12 protein-coding genes are annotated in these 16,306 nt (G+C 72.9%); 4 read left to right on the forward strand and 8 right to left on the reverse strand.

The annotated features are described in order from the left end of the window. The first annotated feature begins 209 nt into the window (after nucleotides 1-209). Entirely contained in the window at nucleotides 210-2,678 is a 2,469-nt protein-coding gene (locus tag ADL29_RS33890; protein WP_053927370.1) for an MFS transporter, read from the forward strand. A 172-nt stretch (nucleotides 2,679-2,850) separates the two neighbouring features. On the opposite strand, the gene ADL29_RS33895 is transcribed toward ADL29_RS33890, so the two are convergent. After that, nucleotides 2,851-4,002, reverse strand: a complete 1,152-nt coding sequence (locus ADL29_RS33895; RefSeq protein ID WP_053927371.1) for an ABC transporter substrate-binding protein — start codon at nucleotides 4,000-4,002, stop codon at nucleotides 2,851-2,853. A gap of 266 nt (nucleotides 4,003-4,268) precedes the next feature. On the opposite strand from ADL29_RS33895, the gene ADL29_RS33900 reads away from it, so the two are divergent. Beyond that, on the forward strand, nucleotides 4,269-5,018 hold the full coding sequence (locus ADL29_RS33900; protein ID WP_053927372.1) for a GntR family transcriptional regulator: 750 nt from the start codon (nucleotides 4,269-4,271) through the stop codon (nucleotides 5,016-5,018). Between the two features lie 256 nt (nucleotides 5,019-5,274). Here the strand turns inward: ADL29_RS33900 and ADL29_RS33905 are convergent, their stop codons facing one another. The 7 genes from ADL29_RS33905 to ADL29_RS42025 form a co-directional block, all read right to left on the reverse strand. Beyond that, nucleotides 5,275-6,255, reverse strand: coding sequence for a class I SAM-dependent methyltransferase (locus ADL29_RS33905; RefSeq protein ID WP_078971489.1), 981 nt, complete (start codon nucleotides 6,253-6,255; stop codon nucleotides 5,275-5,277). Nucleotides 6,256-6,339: 84 nt separating this feature from the next. Further along, entirely contained in the window at nucleotides 6,340-7,596 is a 1,257-nt protein-coding gene (locus tag ADL29_RS33910; protein WP_053927373.1) for a DUF6895 family protein, read from the reverse strand. Then, nucleotides 7,593-8,411: an ABC transporter permease gene (locus ADL29_RS33915; protein WP_245689743.1), complete on the reverse strand. Its 819-nt coding sequence runs from the start codon at nucleotides 8,409-8,411 to the stop codon at nucleotides 7,593-7,595. Before ADL29_RS33915 ends, ADL29_RS33910 begins: the two co-directional genes overlap by 4 nt. Beyond that, complete coding sequence (locus ADL29_RS33920; protein ID WP_245689744.1) at nucleotides 8,408-9,412, reverse strand: ABC transporter ATP-binding protein; 1,005 nt, start codon at nucleotides 9,410-9,412, stop codon at nucleotides 8,408-8,410. The genes ADL29_RS33915 and ADL29_RS33920 overlap by 4 nt, the downstream gene beginning before the upstream one ends. Nucleotides 9,413-9,450: 38 nt before the next feature. Then, nucleotides 9,451-10,803: a lanthionine synthetase C family protein gene (locus tag ADL29_RS33925; protein WP_053927374.1), complete on the reverse strand. Its 1,353-nt coding sequence runs from the start codon at nucleotides 10,801-10,803 to the stop codon at nucleotides 9,451-9,453. Continuing rightward, the gene (locus ADL29_RS33930) at nucleotides 10,800-14,012 is read right to left on the reverse strand and encodes a lantibiotic dehydratase (RefSeq protein WP_053927375.1); all 3,213 of its coding nucleotides are present in this window, start codon (nucleotides 14,010-14,012) and stop codon (nucleotides 10,800-10,802) included. The genes ADL29_RS33925 and ADL29_RS33930 overlap by 4 nt, the downstream gene beginning before the upstream one ends. Before the next feature lie 99 nt (nucleotides 14,013-14,111). Beyond that, nucleotides 14,112-14,279, reverse strand: a complete 168-nt coding sequence (locus ADL29_RS42025; RefSeq protein WP_078971490.1) for a gallidermin/nisin family lantibiotic — start codon at nucleotides 14,277-14,279, stop codon at nucleotides 14,112-14,114. A 280-nt stretch (nucleotides 14,280-14,559) separates the two neighbouring features. On the opposite strand from ADL29_RS42025, the gene ADL29_RS33935 reads away from it, so the two are divergent. Then, nucleotides 14,560-15,117 carry an RNA polymerase sigma factor gene (locus ADL29_RS33935; RefSeq protein WP_046925216.1) on the forward strand — a complete coding sequence of 186 codons (558 nt, stop codon included), beginning with the start codon at nucleotides 14,560-14,562 and terminating at the stop codon, nucleotides 15,115-15,117. Then, nucleotides 15,114-16,037: a hypothetical protein gene (locus tag ADL29_RS33940; protein WP_053927376.1), complete on the forward strand. Its 924-nt coding sequence runs from the start codon at nucleotides 15,114-15,116 to the stop codon at nucleotides 16,035-16,037. Before ADL29_RS33935 ends, ADL29_RS33940 begins: the two co-directional genes overlap by 4 nt. Nucleotides 16,038-16,306: the final 269 nt, after the last annotated feature.

The following is a 16,306-nucleotide window of genomic DNA, read 5'->3' on the forward strand; positions in this document are numbered from 1 at the left end:
CCGGTTCGGGTGGTTTCCGCTGCGCCGCGATCTCCGGCCCCCCGGATCCCCGTCGTACGGAAATCCCTGATGAGGGCCCAATAGGCGCTCCGGGCAACGTACTTGACGTCCCATCCCGCCCCGAACGCTCCCTTTCGTCGTACTTGTTCGCTGTTGTCGCCCGATGCGAGAAATGGGCGCTGGTGCAGGTGTGACGAGGGAGGCAGTACGTGGGCGGGACCACCCTGGTGGAACGGGACGAACGGGCCGAGGCGCCGACCACGCCTGCCCCGGGCCCGGACGACATCGCGACCGCTGTGCCCGGCTCCGGCCGCGTGCGTCCGGTCGTCGCCGGTCTGCTGCTGACGCTGCTGCTCGCGGCCCTCGGCCAGACCCTCGTCCTCACCGCGCTCCCGGACATCGCCGGCGAACTGCACGGTCTGCCCGGCGCCTCCCGGGCCGTCACCGCCGGCCTCCTCGCCACCGCCCTCGGCCTGCCGGCCCACGGCAAGCTCGGCGACCTCTTCGGCCGCAAGCAGGCCCTTCTCCTCGCGATCCTGGTCTTCACCGCCGGCTCGGCCCTGGCCGGCCGGTCGCGCTCCATGGACGAACTGACCGCCTTCCACGCCGTCCAGGGCTTCGGCGGCGGCGGTCTGCTGATCGGCGTCCAGGCGGTCATCGCCGATGCCGTACCGCCGCGCACCCGCGGCCGCGTCAGGAGCCTGGCCTGCGCGGTCCTCGGACTCGCCTGCGCGGCAGGGCCGTGGGCCGGCGGCTTCGTCACCGATCACGTGTCCTGGCGCTGGTGCTTCCACGGCCAGGTGCCGCTCGGGGCGCTGGCCTTCCTCGTCCTCGCCTGCGCTCTGCGGCTGCCCCGGCCCGCCGTCCGCCCCAGGCGCGATATCGCCGGTGCGCTGTTGCTCACCGTCCTCGCCACCTGCCTTGTCCTGCCGGCCGGTTGGGGCGGCACCGAGTACGCCTGGAACTCGGTGACCGTCCTCGCACTCGGCGCCGGAGCGCTCGGCACCGTCCTGCTCCTCCTCGCCGTCGAGCGCTTCGCCGCCGAACCGCTGATCCCGCTCCGGCGCTTCCGCGACTGCCTCTTCAACATCACGGGCATCATCGGCACCGTCGCCGGAATCGCACTCTTCGGCATCGCCGGCTATCTGCCCGCCCTCGTACGGACGACGAACGGCCCCACCGACGCCGCACTGGCGATGCTGCCCCTGCTGGGCGGCACCGTCCTCGCCTGCCTCGTCTCCGCCCGGCTCATCGGCCGCACCGGCCACTACAAGATCTTCCCGATCCTGGGCTGCGCGGTGGCCGCCGAAGGGATGTGGCTGCTGACCCGGATGCCGGACGGCACCCCACGCGGCATCCAGGGCCTGTGGACCGGCGTCCTCGGCCTCGGCACCGGCCTCGTCCTGCCGGTACTCGCGCTCGCCGTACGCAACTCCGCACACCGCGCCGCACGCCGGTCCGCCCTCGGCGCCGCCACCGGACCCACCACCACCCTCCGGTGGCTCGGCGGCACCATCGGAATCACCCTCTCCGGTGCCCTCGTCGCCGGCCGTCTCACCGCCCAACTCGCCCCGCACCTGCCGCAGCCGGCGCAGCTCACCGACCCCGACCCGCTCACCCGGCAGCTGGCGCGCGCCCTGCCCACCGGGCTGCGGGACGGCTCACTCACCGACTACGCGAACGCCGTACCGGGGATCTTCCGCTACCTCGTGCCGGTGCTCGTCCTGGGCTTCCTGCTCGCCATCTTCCTGAAAGAGAACCCACTGGTGTCCTACGCCTCCCATGCATCGCAGGCCCCCCAGACCCCTCAGATGCCGCACGCTCCGTACGGCGACGGTACCGACCCCTCGGCCGCCGTCCCCCGGGCCCGCTCCGCCGCCAACTCCTATGCCACCGCCGCCGGTTACGCCGCTCCCTCGGCCGGCATCCCGGTGTGCGGCACGGTCCAGCACCACGACGGCTCCATCGTGCCGCGCGCGGCACTCACCCTCATCGACGTCGCCGGACGGCAGATCGGCCGCGGCGCCACCGGCGAGGACGGCCGGTACGCACTGAGCACTCCCGGCACCGGCTCCTACGTCCTGATCGCAGCCGCGGGCGGGCACCAGCCGCAGGCCGTCACCGTCACCGTCGGCGAGCGGCCCGTCGAGCTGGACGTGGTGCTCGGCGGCGCCGGACGCCTCGCGGGCACCGTGACCACCGGCGACGGCACACCCGTACGCGATGCCATGGTCACCCTCACCGACGTCCGCGGCGAGGTCGTCGCCACCACCCGCAGCGGACGCGAGGGCGGCTATGTCATCGGGGAGCTGGTGGCCGGCGAATACACCCTCGCCTCCAGCGCACCCGCCTTCCGGCCCGCCGCGCTGCCCGTCACCGTCCACGCCTCCCGAGAAACCCGCCAGGACATCGAACTCGCGGGCGGCGCGGTGCTGCGCGGGACCGTACGGGCCGGCGGCGGACGCCCGGTGGAGGACGCCCGGGTGACACTGCTGGACGCAGCCGGCAACGTCGTCGACACGGCAACCACCGGACCCGACGGGCTGTTCCGCTTCGTCGACCTCTCGGCCGGCGAATACACCGTGATCGCCGCCGGATACCCGCCGGTGGCCACCGTCCTCCAGGTGGCGGGCGGCGGACGCACCGAACGCGACCTCCAGCTGGGCCACGAGGACTGAGCCCGCCGCCCCGGCCCTCCCGGCCGCCGCGTGGGAGCGGCCGGAGGGCGCACGGCGGTACGGCTGAGGGCCGAGCACCGGCGCGGCGATGGTCCGGTGAGTCAGCCGGCCGCGCGGTGCCGCCGCTGAAGGAGAGCGGCGGGCACCACATCGGCCCTGATGCGCGTCGCGGTCATCGGGAAACGGCATCGCTCCAGTTCTGGGCGATGAAGGACTTGGCGCTGTTCTGCTGGGACTCGGTCGGGAAGCTCGGGGTGCCGGAGACCTTCGGCAGCCTCGCCGCCGCGGCCTTGTCGAGCGTGCCGGCCTTCTTCATGGCGCTCATCAGAGCCGGGCGGGCGTATCCCTTGAGCCTGAGGTTCTGGCCCTCGGCGCTGTACAGGTACTCCAGCCACAGGCGCGCGGCCGCGGGGTGCGGCGCATCCATGTTGATGGCCTGCGAGTAGTACTGGGAGAACTTGCCGTCCGAGGGGACGGCCACCGTCCAGTCGAGGCCCTTGGACTTGAACTCGTCGGTGTACCCGGCGTTGAGGTAGTCCCAGTCGATGCTGATCGGCGTCCTGCCCTTCGCGATGCTGGCCGGGGTGGACGGGACGCGCGTGTAGTTGCCGCTCTTCTTCAGCTTGGCGAAGAAGTCTATGCCGGGCTGGATGTCGTCGAAGGAGCCGCCGTTGGCGAGGGCGGCCGCGTACACGGCGCCGAACGCCGAGCCCGACTTGGTGGGGCTGCCGTTGAGCGCGACCATCCCCCTGTACTGCGGCTTGAGCAGATCCTTGAAGCTGGTCGGGCAGGTCTGCACACGCCTGGCATCGCAGCCGAAGGAGATGTAGCCGCCGTAGTCGTTTGCCCAGCGGGCGATCGAGTCTCGCTGGACATCGGGTATGTGGGCGAAACCGGTGACCATGTACGGCGCGAGCAGCCCCTTCTGGGCGGCGCTCTGCACGAAGGAGCTGCCGAGGTCCAGGACGTCGGGCGCGCGGTCCTGGCCCTTGCGCGAGGTGACCGCGTTGATCTCGTCCTGGCTGGCGCCGTTCGGGTTCTCGACTTCGATCTTGATGCCGTACTTTTTCTGGAAGCCGTCGATCAGGGCGCCGTAGTTGGCCCAGTCGCGGGGCAGCGCCATCGCATGCAGGGTGCCCTCCTTCTTGGCCGCCTTGGCCAGGGCGCCGATGCCGCCGGCGTCCTCGGCCGTGGTCGCGGTGGCCGCGCTCTTGCCGTCAGGGCCGGATGACGCGTCGGGGGCCGCGTCACAGGCGCTGAGGGTCAGGGCGGCGACGGCGAGGACGCCGGTGAGGACGGCGGTTCTCGGCAGGAACACGGTCACGGTCTCTCCAGGGGTGCGCACAGAGGGGTTGAGGGGTTCATGCGGGGCCACACAGGGGATGCACGTGGGGGGTGAGCACTTGTCCGGCTACTTGTCTGAACAAGTTGGGCCTCAGTAGGCCCACTGATGGTGTACATCAGGTGAACACTGATTAAACTAATGACTCCGATTGCCTCACAATCGCAGCTCGCAGGGGTTACCGCGGCGCCTCGTCTAGGCTGGCCGCGCTGCACACTTTGCGCACAACTCCGCGCGAGAGAGGAAGCATGGCGGCACGACACGAGGAGATCGCCGAAGAGCTGAGGCAGGCGATCGACCGCGAGGACTACACCGTGGGCAGCCTGCTCCCCGCGGAGACCGAACTCGCGGCCCACTACGGCGTCTCGCGCGGCACGGTCCGCCAGGCCGTCGCGGCCCTGACCGCCGAGGGACTCATCGGGTCACGCCAGGGCGCCCGCCGGGTGGTCCTGGCCGGCCGCCGCAGCCAGAGCTTCACCGAACTGTGCAGTTTCGCGCAGTGGGCGCACACGATGGGCCGCGAGGCGTCCGGACACGTGCTGTCGTCCGCATACCGCCCCGCGACGCCGGAGGACTCCGCGCGACTCCAACTCCCGCCCGGTGCACCGGTGTTGCACATCCTGCGGGTGCGCGGCCTGGACGGTGAGCGGGTGCTGCTGGAGCGGACCGTGTACGCGCACTGGATCGCCCCCGCCGTCGAGCGCATCGAGCCCGGGTGCCCGTCCGTGACACAGCGGCTGTACGAGGACGAGGGTCTGGTCTTCGCGTACGGCGAGCATCTGATCGACGCCGTGGCGGCGGGCGCCCAGGACGCAGAGCTCCTCGGAGTGCGCCGGACCAGCCCGCTGCTGCGCGTACGGCGGGTCACCACCACACGCGAAGGGCGCCCCGTGGAGTGGTCCGACGACCGCTACCGCTCGGACGCCGTGAGCTTCAGCGTCCACAACTCGACAGGAATCAACGCACTGGCCCGCAAAACGGGCCCCGCCGTGAGCTGAGCGGTCTTGCGGAAGCGGGCCGCCCGGTGGGCGATCGGGGCCGGTGTCGCCGGACTTCCTGTGCCTTCGTGTGCCGCGGGCGCCTGGGCGGGCGGCGCTGTTCCCGACGATCCGGGCGCGGTCCCCGAACTCCTCGTGGCACAGGCGCCCCCAGCTCATACCCCTCAAAGCACGCCATCTCGGTCAGCAACCCTGTGGTCGCGTCCGTGAAATGTCCGCACTCGGCGTCCCCGGTCCCCACTCCCGCACGAGCCGCTCAGGAGGGGCGTCGGCCACGGGGCCGCGGCGCACTGTGGTCATGCGGCCGATCGTCGCCGCACAGCGCTTGGCCGGACAAGCCGATTGCCTCCGCGCCGGCCCCGGCCCCGGCCCCCGTACCGAACCGCAACCGCGTGATCAGCGGCCGGTCGCCCCGCAGCAGCGGGACCCACGCCGCCCGCGGGGCGAGAAAACCGAGGAAGCCGCGGCCGGCGGGGAGGGGGATGTCGGTGACCTCGGTGACGGACGGGTGCACGGTGCGCAGCCCGCGGCGCTGGGCCGCGTCCATACCCCAGGGCATCGGGGGCAGGCGGTGGCCGCGCGGTCTCCGTACGACGGCGCGGGAACGGGCGCTGCACTGCCGGGAGACGGTGTCGAAGACCATCGTGCCGCCGGGGAACGCCGCCGCGCAGGCGCCGATCAGCGCATGGGCCTGGGCGGGCTGCAGATACATCAGCAGGCCCTGGGCGGTCACCAGCACCCCGCGCGAGGCGTCGATACCCGCCATCCAGCGGTGCTCGCGGGCGTCACAGGCCACCAGCCGCTGGCGCTCACCATGCGGGAGAAGGCGCCTGCGCAGCTCCAGCGGATCGGTCAGATCGACGGTGACCCAGCGGACCCGGCCGTTGTCCACCCGCCAGAACTGGGTCTCCAGGCCCTCCCCGAGGGCAATCACGGTGCCGTCGGGATGACGGGAGACGAAGTCACGTACCACGCCGTCGAAGGCCAGGGCGCGGAGCGCGATGGCCTGCGCCATCCACGGCCGGACCGCGCCGAGGCGCTCCCGGAAGGGGAAGTCCACCTCGTCGACCAGCCGCACCGCACGGGCGTCGGACAGCACGGTATCGGGGCGGGCCGCCTCGGTGGCCCGGTGATAGAGGGTCCACAGAGCCGTTTCGGGGATACCCCGGAGGTCTGCCGGGATACGGCCTGACACCGACTGGCGGTGCACGTCCTGGTGGCGCACGTCCTCGATCATGTGGCGTTGATATCGGGGGGCCGGTCCCGTACCGGGTTGATCCGGGTGTCGCTCGCCCAGTGGAGTGCAAAGTCGTACCGGGCGCTAGGGAGTTTGCGCGCAAGCGTAGGCGGCCGCCGCACACACCACCGGGTCGTTGCCGCGCCCGAGCGCCTCGGCGGCCCGGAGCACCTCCGTCAGGACGGGCACGTCGCGGGCCTGGACGCACAGCACCAGCAGGGGGGCGAGGTGGGGCACGTATGCCCCGTCGGGAGCCGTGGTCGCCTGGGCGGCCCAGTGCCGGATCTCCTCGGCTGCCGCGCAGGGGAGTTGGGGGCCGGGGGCCGCACCCGCGCCCGGTCCCCGCTCCGCCCGTACCGCCGCGGCCAGCCCGGCCGCCAGAGTGGTGTGGTAGCAGCTGCCGAAGAGATACGCCGCGGCCTTGTCGCCCGTCAGCCCGGCCAGGACGTCGGGCCGGTGGACGGGGCTGGGCACCGCGCCGTCCGGCCGCCGGGCACGGGCCAGGGCGGCCCAGCCCTGGCGTACCAGCGGGTCGGCGGTGACCCCCAACGCCGTTGCGCAGAGCAGGAGTTCGGCCGTCAGATCGAGACTGCCGCGGGAGAGGTGGACGGCCAGGAGGACCCGTACGGTCTCGAGCAGGTGGTCCGGCTCCCCGGGGCCGGTCGTCAGAGGACGGGCCCCGAAGTCCGTTGCGTAGAAGAGGGCATGGGTGAGGGCGTAGGTCTCGCTCTCGGTGAGGTGGAGGACGTCCGGGCGCAGCGCGGGCAGGCACTCGCGGTAGAGCGTGGCGATGTCGGGCAGCGGGGCGGGGGCCGGGAAGCCGCCGCGGTCGAGGAAATAGCGCAGTTCGATCCGGCCGAGCGGCGGTTTGTGCGGCCGGGCATGGCCGCCGGCGCCCGCCGCCAGCAGGCCCTCGCCCAGCGCCCGCAGCGCGGGCTGCGGGCGGCCGAGCAGCTCCAGCAGGGCGATGAGATTGAGGTGGTACGGGAAGAGTTCATCGGCGCGGCGGAGGCCGATGGTGAAGTCCGGGGCGGCTGCGGCCCGTTCGGCGAGGTCGAGGGCCCGGGAGGGGAAGGGGGCGTCCTTGGGAAGGCGGCCCGAGCGGTCCAGCAGCCGGACAAGGCCGAGGAGTTCGAGCAGCGGACCGGCCCGGAACGGGCGGCGGGGGAGGTACTCCTCCCAGCGGTGCGGCGCGAACCATTCCAGATGGGCGTCGAGCCAGCCCAGCACCCCGGACAGCACGCCGTCCGCCGCCTCCGCCTCGGCCGGCGGCGCCCCGCCCGGCCGGGCATGCGCGGGCAGCGGCGCCCAGGACGGCTCGAGGCAGCCCGAAGCGCTCACCGCCCGCTCCGCACCCGCAGCAGCACCAGCACCGCCGCCAGAATCCCGCCCAGCGCCGCCAGATCGGCCCACCACACCAGCAGCCCGCCGCCGCCCAGCAGGGTCTGCCGGGCCAGATCGACCGCGTACGTCATGGGATTGAGATGCATGAGCACAGCCAGCCACCCCGGCGCGTCCTGGGCACGGAAAACCGATCCGGACAGGAACAGCATGGGGAACATGGCCAGTTGGACGGTGGCCTGAAGGGTCTGCACCCGGGTGATGACGGTGGCCAGACACAGACCGATCACGCTGAAGACCGTCGCCGCCAGCGCATAGCAGCCGAGCGCGGCCGCGAACCGCCCGGCCGTCAGATCCACGCCCATCAGCGGCGCGAACGCCAGCATGATCACGCTCTGCACGGTCACCATGCCGGCGCCCGCCGCCACCTTCCCCAGCGGCAGACAGATCCGCGGCACCGGCGCGACGAGCAGCTCGCGCAGCACTCCGTACTCCCGGTCCCACGCATACGTCTGGCCGGAGGCGACACCGATGGAGACCACCTGGATGGCGATGATGCCGGGGAAGACATACGCGCTGAACGGCACCGAACCGACGGAGGGGATCATGCCGTCGAAACCGACGGCGTAGACCAGGACGAAGAAGACGATCTGGACGCCTTGGCTGAAGAGCACACCCGGCCGTTTGACCTGGCGAAGCAGATCGCGGTGGGCGATCACGGAGACCGCGCGCAACGCCACGGACAACCGCCCCTCGGGAGCGGCGGGGGCCTCGGGGGCGGTCACCGCGCTGGTCATGGCGTCTGCGGTGGTCATGGCGCCCGCACCTCCTCCCGGGCGCCCGCCCGCCCTTCGCACGGTCCGTCCTGACCGGCGGCGGCAGCCAGATAGACGTCGTTCATGGACGGATGGCGCACGGACACGGTCAGGCCGGGCACCTCCAGGGCCCGCACCACCTCCGCGATCCGCGTCTCCGGATCGGCGCAGTGCACGGAGACCCCCTCGGCCCCCAGCAGCGGCGCGAACCCCGCAGCCCGCAACTGGCGCGCGGCGGCGTCGTCGTCCGCACACGACACCACGATCCGCGACGAATCCAGACTGCTCTTGAGCCGCTCGGCACTGCCCCGCCGCACCACCCGCCCCTTCTGCAGAATGACGATGTCGTCGGCGTACTCCGCCTCGTCCATGTAGTGCGTCGAATACAGGACCGTGACGCCCAGCTCGTCCCGCAGCCGCAGCAGATCCGCCCACACGGCGCTGCGCGCGGCCGGATCCAGGCCGTTGGTGGGCTCGTCGAGGATGATCAGGCCGGGGCGGTGGAGAAGGGCGCGGGCGATCTCCACCCGGCGCGACAGCCCCCCGGAAAGCTCCTCGACCGGATCCCGGCGGCGGTCGGTGAGGCCGAACAGCTCCAGCATCAGGGCGATACGGGCCCGCGCGTCCGCGCGCTTCATCCCGAACAGCCGCGCATGGAACCACAGATTGCGCTCGACGGACAGCTCCTTGTCGAGGGTGCGCTCCTGGAAGACCAGCCCCAGGCGCGTACGGGCGGCCATCGGCGCCTCACGGACGTCGTGCCCGAAGATCCGCACGCTGCCGCCGTCCGGCCGCGCCGCCGTCGACAGCACCCTCAGCAGACTGGACTTCCCCGCGCCGTTGGGGCCGAGCAGCGCGGTGATCCGGCCCGGGGCCGAGGCGAGCGACACCCCCTGGACGGCGGTCAGCCTGCCGTAGCGCACCACGAGACCGGACACCTCGAAGGCGGCGGGAGGCGGCGGGTGCGAGACCGTCGGGGACATCGAGAACATCGGGGGCATCGCAACCTTCCCTTCCGTGGGCCCGGCGGGCTCCGTCCTCATGCCAGCCCCAGACAGCGGTCCCAGGGCAGCGGCCCGTCGTCCACCGGCAGCAGCGCGAGCGCCACACCCGCGGCACCCTCGAGCATCCCTGCCACATTCACCGCCCGGTGCGGGACGGGCGACCGCGCGGCGGCCGGAAAGCGCATCAGATGGCGGAAGGCGAAGGGGGCCGACTCGTCGACGCAGCCCAGCACCCGGTCCGTCAGCCGCTCGCACCCCGCGAGCAGCACGGGATCGCCGGAGGCCGCCGCCACCCTCGCCAGAACCCGCAGCAGGCCCGCGTACCCATGACAGACCGTCGGCCCCTCGATCGCCCACCGCGACTCGTCCCGGCGCAGCGCCGCGCGCAGCGCATCGACGGCGGCCTCGCGCCAGCCCGGCCGGCCGAGCACGGTGCCCGCGCGGTACAGCGCCGCGGCCACGCCCGGAGTCCCGTAACACCAGGCCGTACGGGTGAACAGCGCATCCGGCCGCCGCACCGCGACCTCCGCCTCCCAGTCCACCCGGGCCGGCCAGTACGCACCCGCCTCGTCCCGCAGCGTCCACCCCAGCAGCCATTCGGCGATGCCCTCGATGGCCCCCCGCATCCCAGGCACCACGCGGTCCGCCTCGTACGCCGAGCAGAGCACCGCCAGCGGCCCGCTGATCCCGTGCGCCATCCCCAGATTGAAATCACCGCGCGGATAGTCCGCCCGGTCACGGTCGCTGATCTGCAGCTCGGGCGGCACCCACCAGCCCGGAACCTCATGGCCGTCGACCCGGACCGGCTCGGCGAGCGCGACCAGATGACGCAGCGACGCGGTGAGGGCCTCCTCCACCGCCGGGCTGCGCTCCGCCGGGTCGGCCGCCGCGTCCACCAGCAGCCGGGCCGTCCCCGACAGCCCGTTGATCAGGTCGTACGCCGCCCAGTCGACACCGAGGCCGCCCTCCCGGGCGCGGGAACCGAAGGCCCGCAGCCGCGCCGTCTGGTCCTCGGCGACCCAGGTGGCCAGCCCGCGCCGCAACGCACCGTAGTGGCCCTCCCGCCCGGCGCACGTCTGCGCGGCGGCCAGCAGCGCGGCCGGTCCCGAGAACAGGCCCCGGCCCGGCGCGGAGGCCATGGCCCGGCCGGCCGCCGCCAGATGCCGATGCGCCACCGGCCGCCAGGTGGCGTCGGCGCGGGCCAGCTCGCCATGGAGAAGGGCCGTGCCGGGCAGCCCATTGGCAAGCGTCAGCGGCCCCCACATCACCGCGTCGTAGACCGGGTCACGGTTGTCGTCGCGCGAGGCCACGGCGGCGGTGCGCTCGGGATCGGCGAGCCGCTCGGCGACCAGAGCGATGGTCCCCTCCGTAAGAGTGGCTGTGGTCACGACTGGTGCCTCCGGCGGTTGAGATGGTCCTGTACGGCGCCGCGGGCGATACCGAGCACGGTCATCTCCCGGGCACTGGAGCCGCCGAACAGCCGGTTGCACACCATGTGCAGCAGACTCCCGACGACCCGCCCCTCGGGGGTGCCGCCCGACTCCCGCACCCGGTCGGCGAGTTGCCGCACCGCCGCGTCCCGGGGGCGCAGCGCGGCCAGCACCCGGGCACCGGCCGGATCCCCGGACAGCGCGGGCCAGCCGCCGTACGGGTCGACGACGCGGCGCCACCAGGCGGCCCGGCCACGGAACCCGTCGGGCAGATCGCGGCGCGAACCCGTCATCGACAGCCAGGCCGCCGCGCCGTCCCCGCCACAGTAGTCGGGCGTCAGGGGATTTCCGGGCGACGGCGGCCCGAAAGCATGCGCGAGGGCGGCGCAGGAGATGACGGCCAGCTCGTCCACGCCGTAGTCGTTGCCCGGATCCTTCGCCAGCCGCAGCAGCTCCAGGGCGGCCTCGCTGTCGCACCGGAAGACCCGCTCGGCCGACTGCTGGGCGGCCGGGCCCCCGTACCGCTCGGTCTCCGGGTCGTACTCCGCGAGGCCATGGCCGCGGACGAGCCCCGCACGCCGCCAGTCCGTCAGCAGCGCGCCGACCCCGGGAGCCACCGAACCCCACAGCGCGCCCGGGTCCGCGCCGTGCAGCCGCAGCCGCAGATGGTGCCCGGCGTCGTCCGTGTAACGGATGAAGAACCAGCCGTCCGCCCCCAACTCGCCCGCCCTGTTGATGAGTTCGGGAAGATGGTCACGGAGCAGATCGTCCTGGGCGCGGGCGGCACCGTGCAGCTTGAGATAGAGCCAGTTGCCACCGAGGCCGTGCACCGTGCGGTCCGGCTGGAGACGGCCGGCGTACGGGCGGCGGCGCGGCAGGCCCGTCTCCCGGCGGACCAGCGGGACGACCAGCTCGGAGACCTCCCCGGCGAGCGGCCCGGCCGGCCGCCCCTCGGACGCGCCGGGCACCTCCTGGGCGATCAGATCGGGATGGCGCAGCAGCTGGTCGAGCAGCAGCTCGCGATGCCAGACACTGCCGAGGTCGAGCAGCAGCCGCTGATCGGCGGTCACGGCGAGGATCTCCCGCGGTACGTCCCAGGCCGCCCGCCACTCGGCGACCGCCCGCGCCCACCCGCCCTCCCGCGCGCCGCCCGTCGCACCACGGAGCCGCTCGGCCGCCGCACGGATCTCGTCCGGCCGCCAGACCGCAGGGGCCAGCACAAACCGGCCGTAGCGCACCCGCGGAACGAACGGCGCCGCCGCAAGCGGCCCCCAGTTCCACGGCTCCCACAGCCGCTGCCCCTCCAGACCGATCTCCCACAGCAGACGCACGGCATTGGGAGCCTGGGCGGGCGCACTGACCATATTGCCCAGCACCGGGACGACTTCGCGGCCGGTGGGAAGATGAACGGCGGTCAGCCGGTCCAACGTGGCGCCGATACCGATGTCGGACAGCCGCAGCTCCTCCACCCCGGGAGCGTCGGGCACACCGACGCTGATCCGGCGGCCGGTGGCAGGACGGGTGTGCGCGAGATTGGCAGCCCGCCCGGAACGCGGCCGGAAGGCCAGATCCACCGCGACGGCACCCTCGATATGCACCGGGTTGTCGCCGTGCAGCGCGGCGAACTCGTCCCGCCAGCCCGGATGGTGATCCGCGAAACGGGCGAAGGTGGCGCCCGCCCGGTGCGAACCCGGCGACGGGGAGAGGAACACCCGGAAGTCACCGCCCGTCAGCGCGTCCGTCGAGGGCGCGACGACCTGCACCGTCACCTCACAGCAACTGGGCAGGTCCGCCCGGTCGGCGACGTCATGACACAGCTCGTCCAGATCGGCGTCCCGCAGGACGACCTCCCGCAGTCCGTTCCGCTGAGCCCCGGCCACCAGCCGGGCCATCGCGCGGTCACGGCGGGCCGTACGCGGATCGTCCGGCGGCACCGGCGCGGCCTCGCTGTTGGGCCAGCCATAACCCGCCGGAGGACCCAAACCCGTCGACTCGTCGAGCAGTTGAAGCACCGGAACGAGCCGGTCGGCGCCGTAGACATCGAGAAACCGGCGGTGAAAGTCACGCAGCGCGAACAGCCCCAGCTTGGGACGCGACAGCCGCCACATCACACCCGTCGCCGCCTCGATCTCCTCGCGCACCGCATACGGCAGATGCAGCTCGGTGTCCAGACGGGTGTCGACGTGCAGCGGCGTGTCATCGGGCTCGAGGGACCGGGCGGTCTCCAGCAGGCGGCCCAGCGCGGCACGGCCCGCACCCACGGGACGGTCGTCGTACGCCCGCCGCTCACGGTCGAGAGCCAGCAGCGCGGCACGGACCCGGCAGGTCTCCTCGGCGGGCCCGGCCACCCCCGCGAGCAGACCGAGAACGTGCCCCAGCGGATCGCCGCCGTCAAGGGGCGGACGCAGGCCGGTGATCAGGATCTCCTGCCGTACGAGTTCCGCCAGCAGGGCACGGATGCGCTCCACCGGGGCGGCGGGGAAGGCCTCGGCGGTACGGCGGACCAGCTCCTCGTACGGCAGCGGCTCGACCGCCTCGGCCACCGCCCGCTCCACCACCGGCGTCCTGCGCACGGACACCGAGGAGCGCCCCTCGCCGCTCCCGCCCGGGGCGACACCCTGGGTGGAGGGCGAGACGAGCACCAGCCGGTCCCCGGCGCGGACCAGGGCCTGATGAGCCTGCACGGTGAGCGCGGCCAGCACGGCCGGATCACGCTCGAGACGATGGCCGATCCTGGTCAGCCACTGCATATCGGCATGCGTACGGGTACGGTGCGCGCGGCCGCGCTCCACCTTGGCAGTGGCGTCGAACCGCCCCGTCGCCACGCCCGCGAACAGGCCGAACGGGGTGGGCCGGGTCCGCATCCGGATGTCGTAGCGCAGCACGGCGAGCGCGGCACGGCGCAGCTGCCCGGCCTTGATACCGGCGGCGCCGCGCTCGGTGACCCGGCGGACCAGGGCGCTGAGACTGGGGGAGGCCAGATCGAGCGCCTCGCCCAGGACAGGGTCGTCGTTGACCGAGGTGAGGAGCGCGGTACAGGCGCCCAGATCCTGCGGGCCGGCCTCCTGGGGGAGCGGCAGACCGGGCGCGCCCGGAACCAGCGGCGAGCGCAGCAAGAAGAGATCTCGCGCGGCGAACGGCGACTGTGGTGTCCGTGCTTCCCCCATGGCTCCCCCTTGCCCTTGTCTGCCTCGCTTGTGTGCCTCGCTCGGAAAGGGCCGGTGGGGCCGGGCGATTCGCCCGCCCGACCCCAACGGCTGGTGACGTCAGCAGCAGTGGCTGCAGCCGGAGCCGCCGCCATCGCTGGTGCACCCGGGGGTGCAGTAGGAGATGCTCGTGACGGCCGGGCCGGCGACGGACTTCTCGACGCCGATCTCCAGGTCGAGGTCGAACAGGCCGTCGTCCTGCGTCTGGGCGGGTCCGTTGATTCCCATCGTGTCCTCCGTTGAAATCACATGGACGTGTGGATGTGCATGGATCGCGATCCGGACCTCACGCAATCACGGGCATTCGCGGCGCTTCAACCGTTCTGCTCCTGCTTGGCAGTCTTGGCAGTTCCACGGCAGAAGGGGCGAGGACACGGCAGTTGTCCATGGGGCGGACGGAGGTGCGGCAGCGGTGCACGGGCGCGGACGGGCGACCCGGACGTCAGTTCATCCCGGTGAATCCGGCGAATCCGTGAACCGATCACGGCTCCCCGGATACGTACATGGTGTGTGTTCGGACGAAGCTCTGCTGACCGCCGTCGCCCGCGGCGACCAGGCCGCCCTGCGGGCGCTCTATGAGCGGCATGCCGCCGCCATGCTCCGCCTCATCCGCAGACTCACCTCGGACCAGGGGATAGCGGAAGAGCTCCTGCAGGAGAGCTGGCTGGCCGTGTGGCGTTCGGCGGGCGGATTCCGCGGTGAGTCCTCCGTACGGGGCTGGCTGCTGGGCGTGGCAAGACGGCAGGCCCACAACCAGCTCCGGAAATCGCGGCCGCAGCTGACGGATCTCGCCGAGGCGCACGACGTGCCGGACCCGGCGCCGAGCGTCGAGGACCAGATCGTGCAGGACGCCGACCGCACGGCATTGTTGACAGCGGTACGGGCGCTTCCCGAACATCTGCGCGAGGTCCTGGCGCTGGTGCTGGTCGAGGACCTGGCCTACCCGGAAGTGGCCACCGTGCTCGCCATCCCGGTGGGCACCGTCAAAAGCCGGATGTCCCATGCGCGACGGCGGCTGGGCAAGATGCTCGCCGCCACGCGGCTGGAAGGAACGGGACGACGATGACATCTCACCTCGCGGACGACGCCCTGGCGCGTCTCTCCCGGCCCGGCGCGGTCCCCGCGCAGCACCAGCGGCACCTCGACGACTGCCCGGACTGCCGTACCCGGATGGCAGTCTGGCAGGGCATCGGCGACGCGGCGCGCGCCGATGCCGTCGAACAGACCGTTGCGGTGCCCGCGTTCGACGTCCTCATGGGACCCGCGCTGGCAGCAGCCGGACAGCAAGGGGAAACTCCCGCCCCGGAGACCGTGGCACCGCCGCCGCGGCCCGCCCGCCGCTTCGCGCCCCACGGCTTCCCCGAGCCCTGGCGGCTGGCCGGACTGCTCGCGCTGCGCCAGGCCGCGCTGCTGCCACGGATCTGGGCGCCACTGAGCGCCCTCGGCATCGTCGGCGCCGCGCTGCTCGCCACGACCTTCACCCAGGAACGCCTCGCACTAAGGGTGTTCGGCGGCGCCGTCGTCCTCCTGATGCTGTTCGGCGCGCTACTGGTGGCCTCGCCGCGCCGGGACCCCAGGCGCGAGCTGCTGTTCACCCTGCCGGTGCCGCCCGCCGCGGTGTTCCTGGCCCGGCTGACGGTGGTGCTCAGCGTCGATGTGCTGCTCGCCCTGGCCTGCTCGGCGCTGGTGGACGGGCCGGGCTGGCGGACCGTGGTGGCGAGCTGGCTGGGAGAATCGTTGCTGGCCGCGTCATTGGCACTCGCGCTCTCCGTACGGTTCGCCCCGGCCATCGGCGCGGCCGCCGGCGGCACCCTCTGGCTCCTCGGCCTGCTCAGCGGCCCTGAGGGCATGTTCACCACCCCGTTCCAGGACCTGCTCGGCGCACTGCTGTCGACCACACCCTGGACGCTCGTCCTGGCCCTTGGGCTCCTCGGCTGGGCCGCCATGGCGATGCGGAGGGCGGGTGGCGCGGCGGCCTCGGACTAGCCGGACGACGCTCCGTGCCTGCCACCACGCGCTGCCCGTCCGGGAATCCCCCCCGCGCTCCCTGCAACCGAGAGCTGCCTGTCTCGGAACCGCGGGCTTCTTGTCCCGGGACCGCGGGATCCCTGTCCCGGGATCACAGGATCCCTGCCCCGGGACCACGCGCTCGTTATCCCGGAATCACGCGCTCCCTGTCCCGGGACCACGCGCTTCTCACCCCGGACCCACGCGCTCCGCACGCCGGCCCCCGCCCCCACCCCCCGTCACCGGCC

It is taken from the genome of Streptomyces chattanoogensis, assembly GCF_001294335.1.
Taxonomy (GTDB): domain Bacteria; phylum Actinomycetota; class Actinomycetes; order Streptomycetales; family Streptomycetaceae; genus Streptomyces; species Streptomyces chattanoogensis.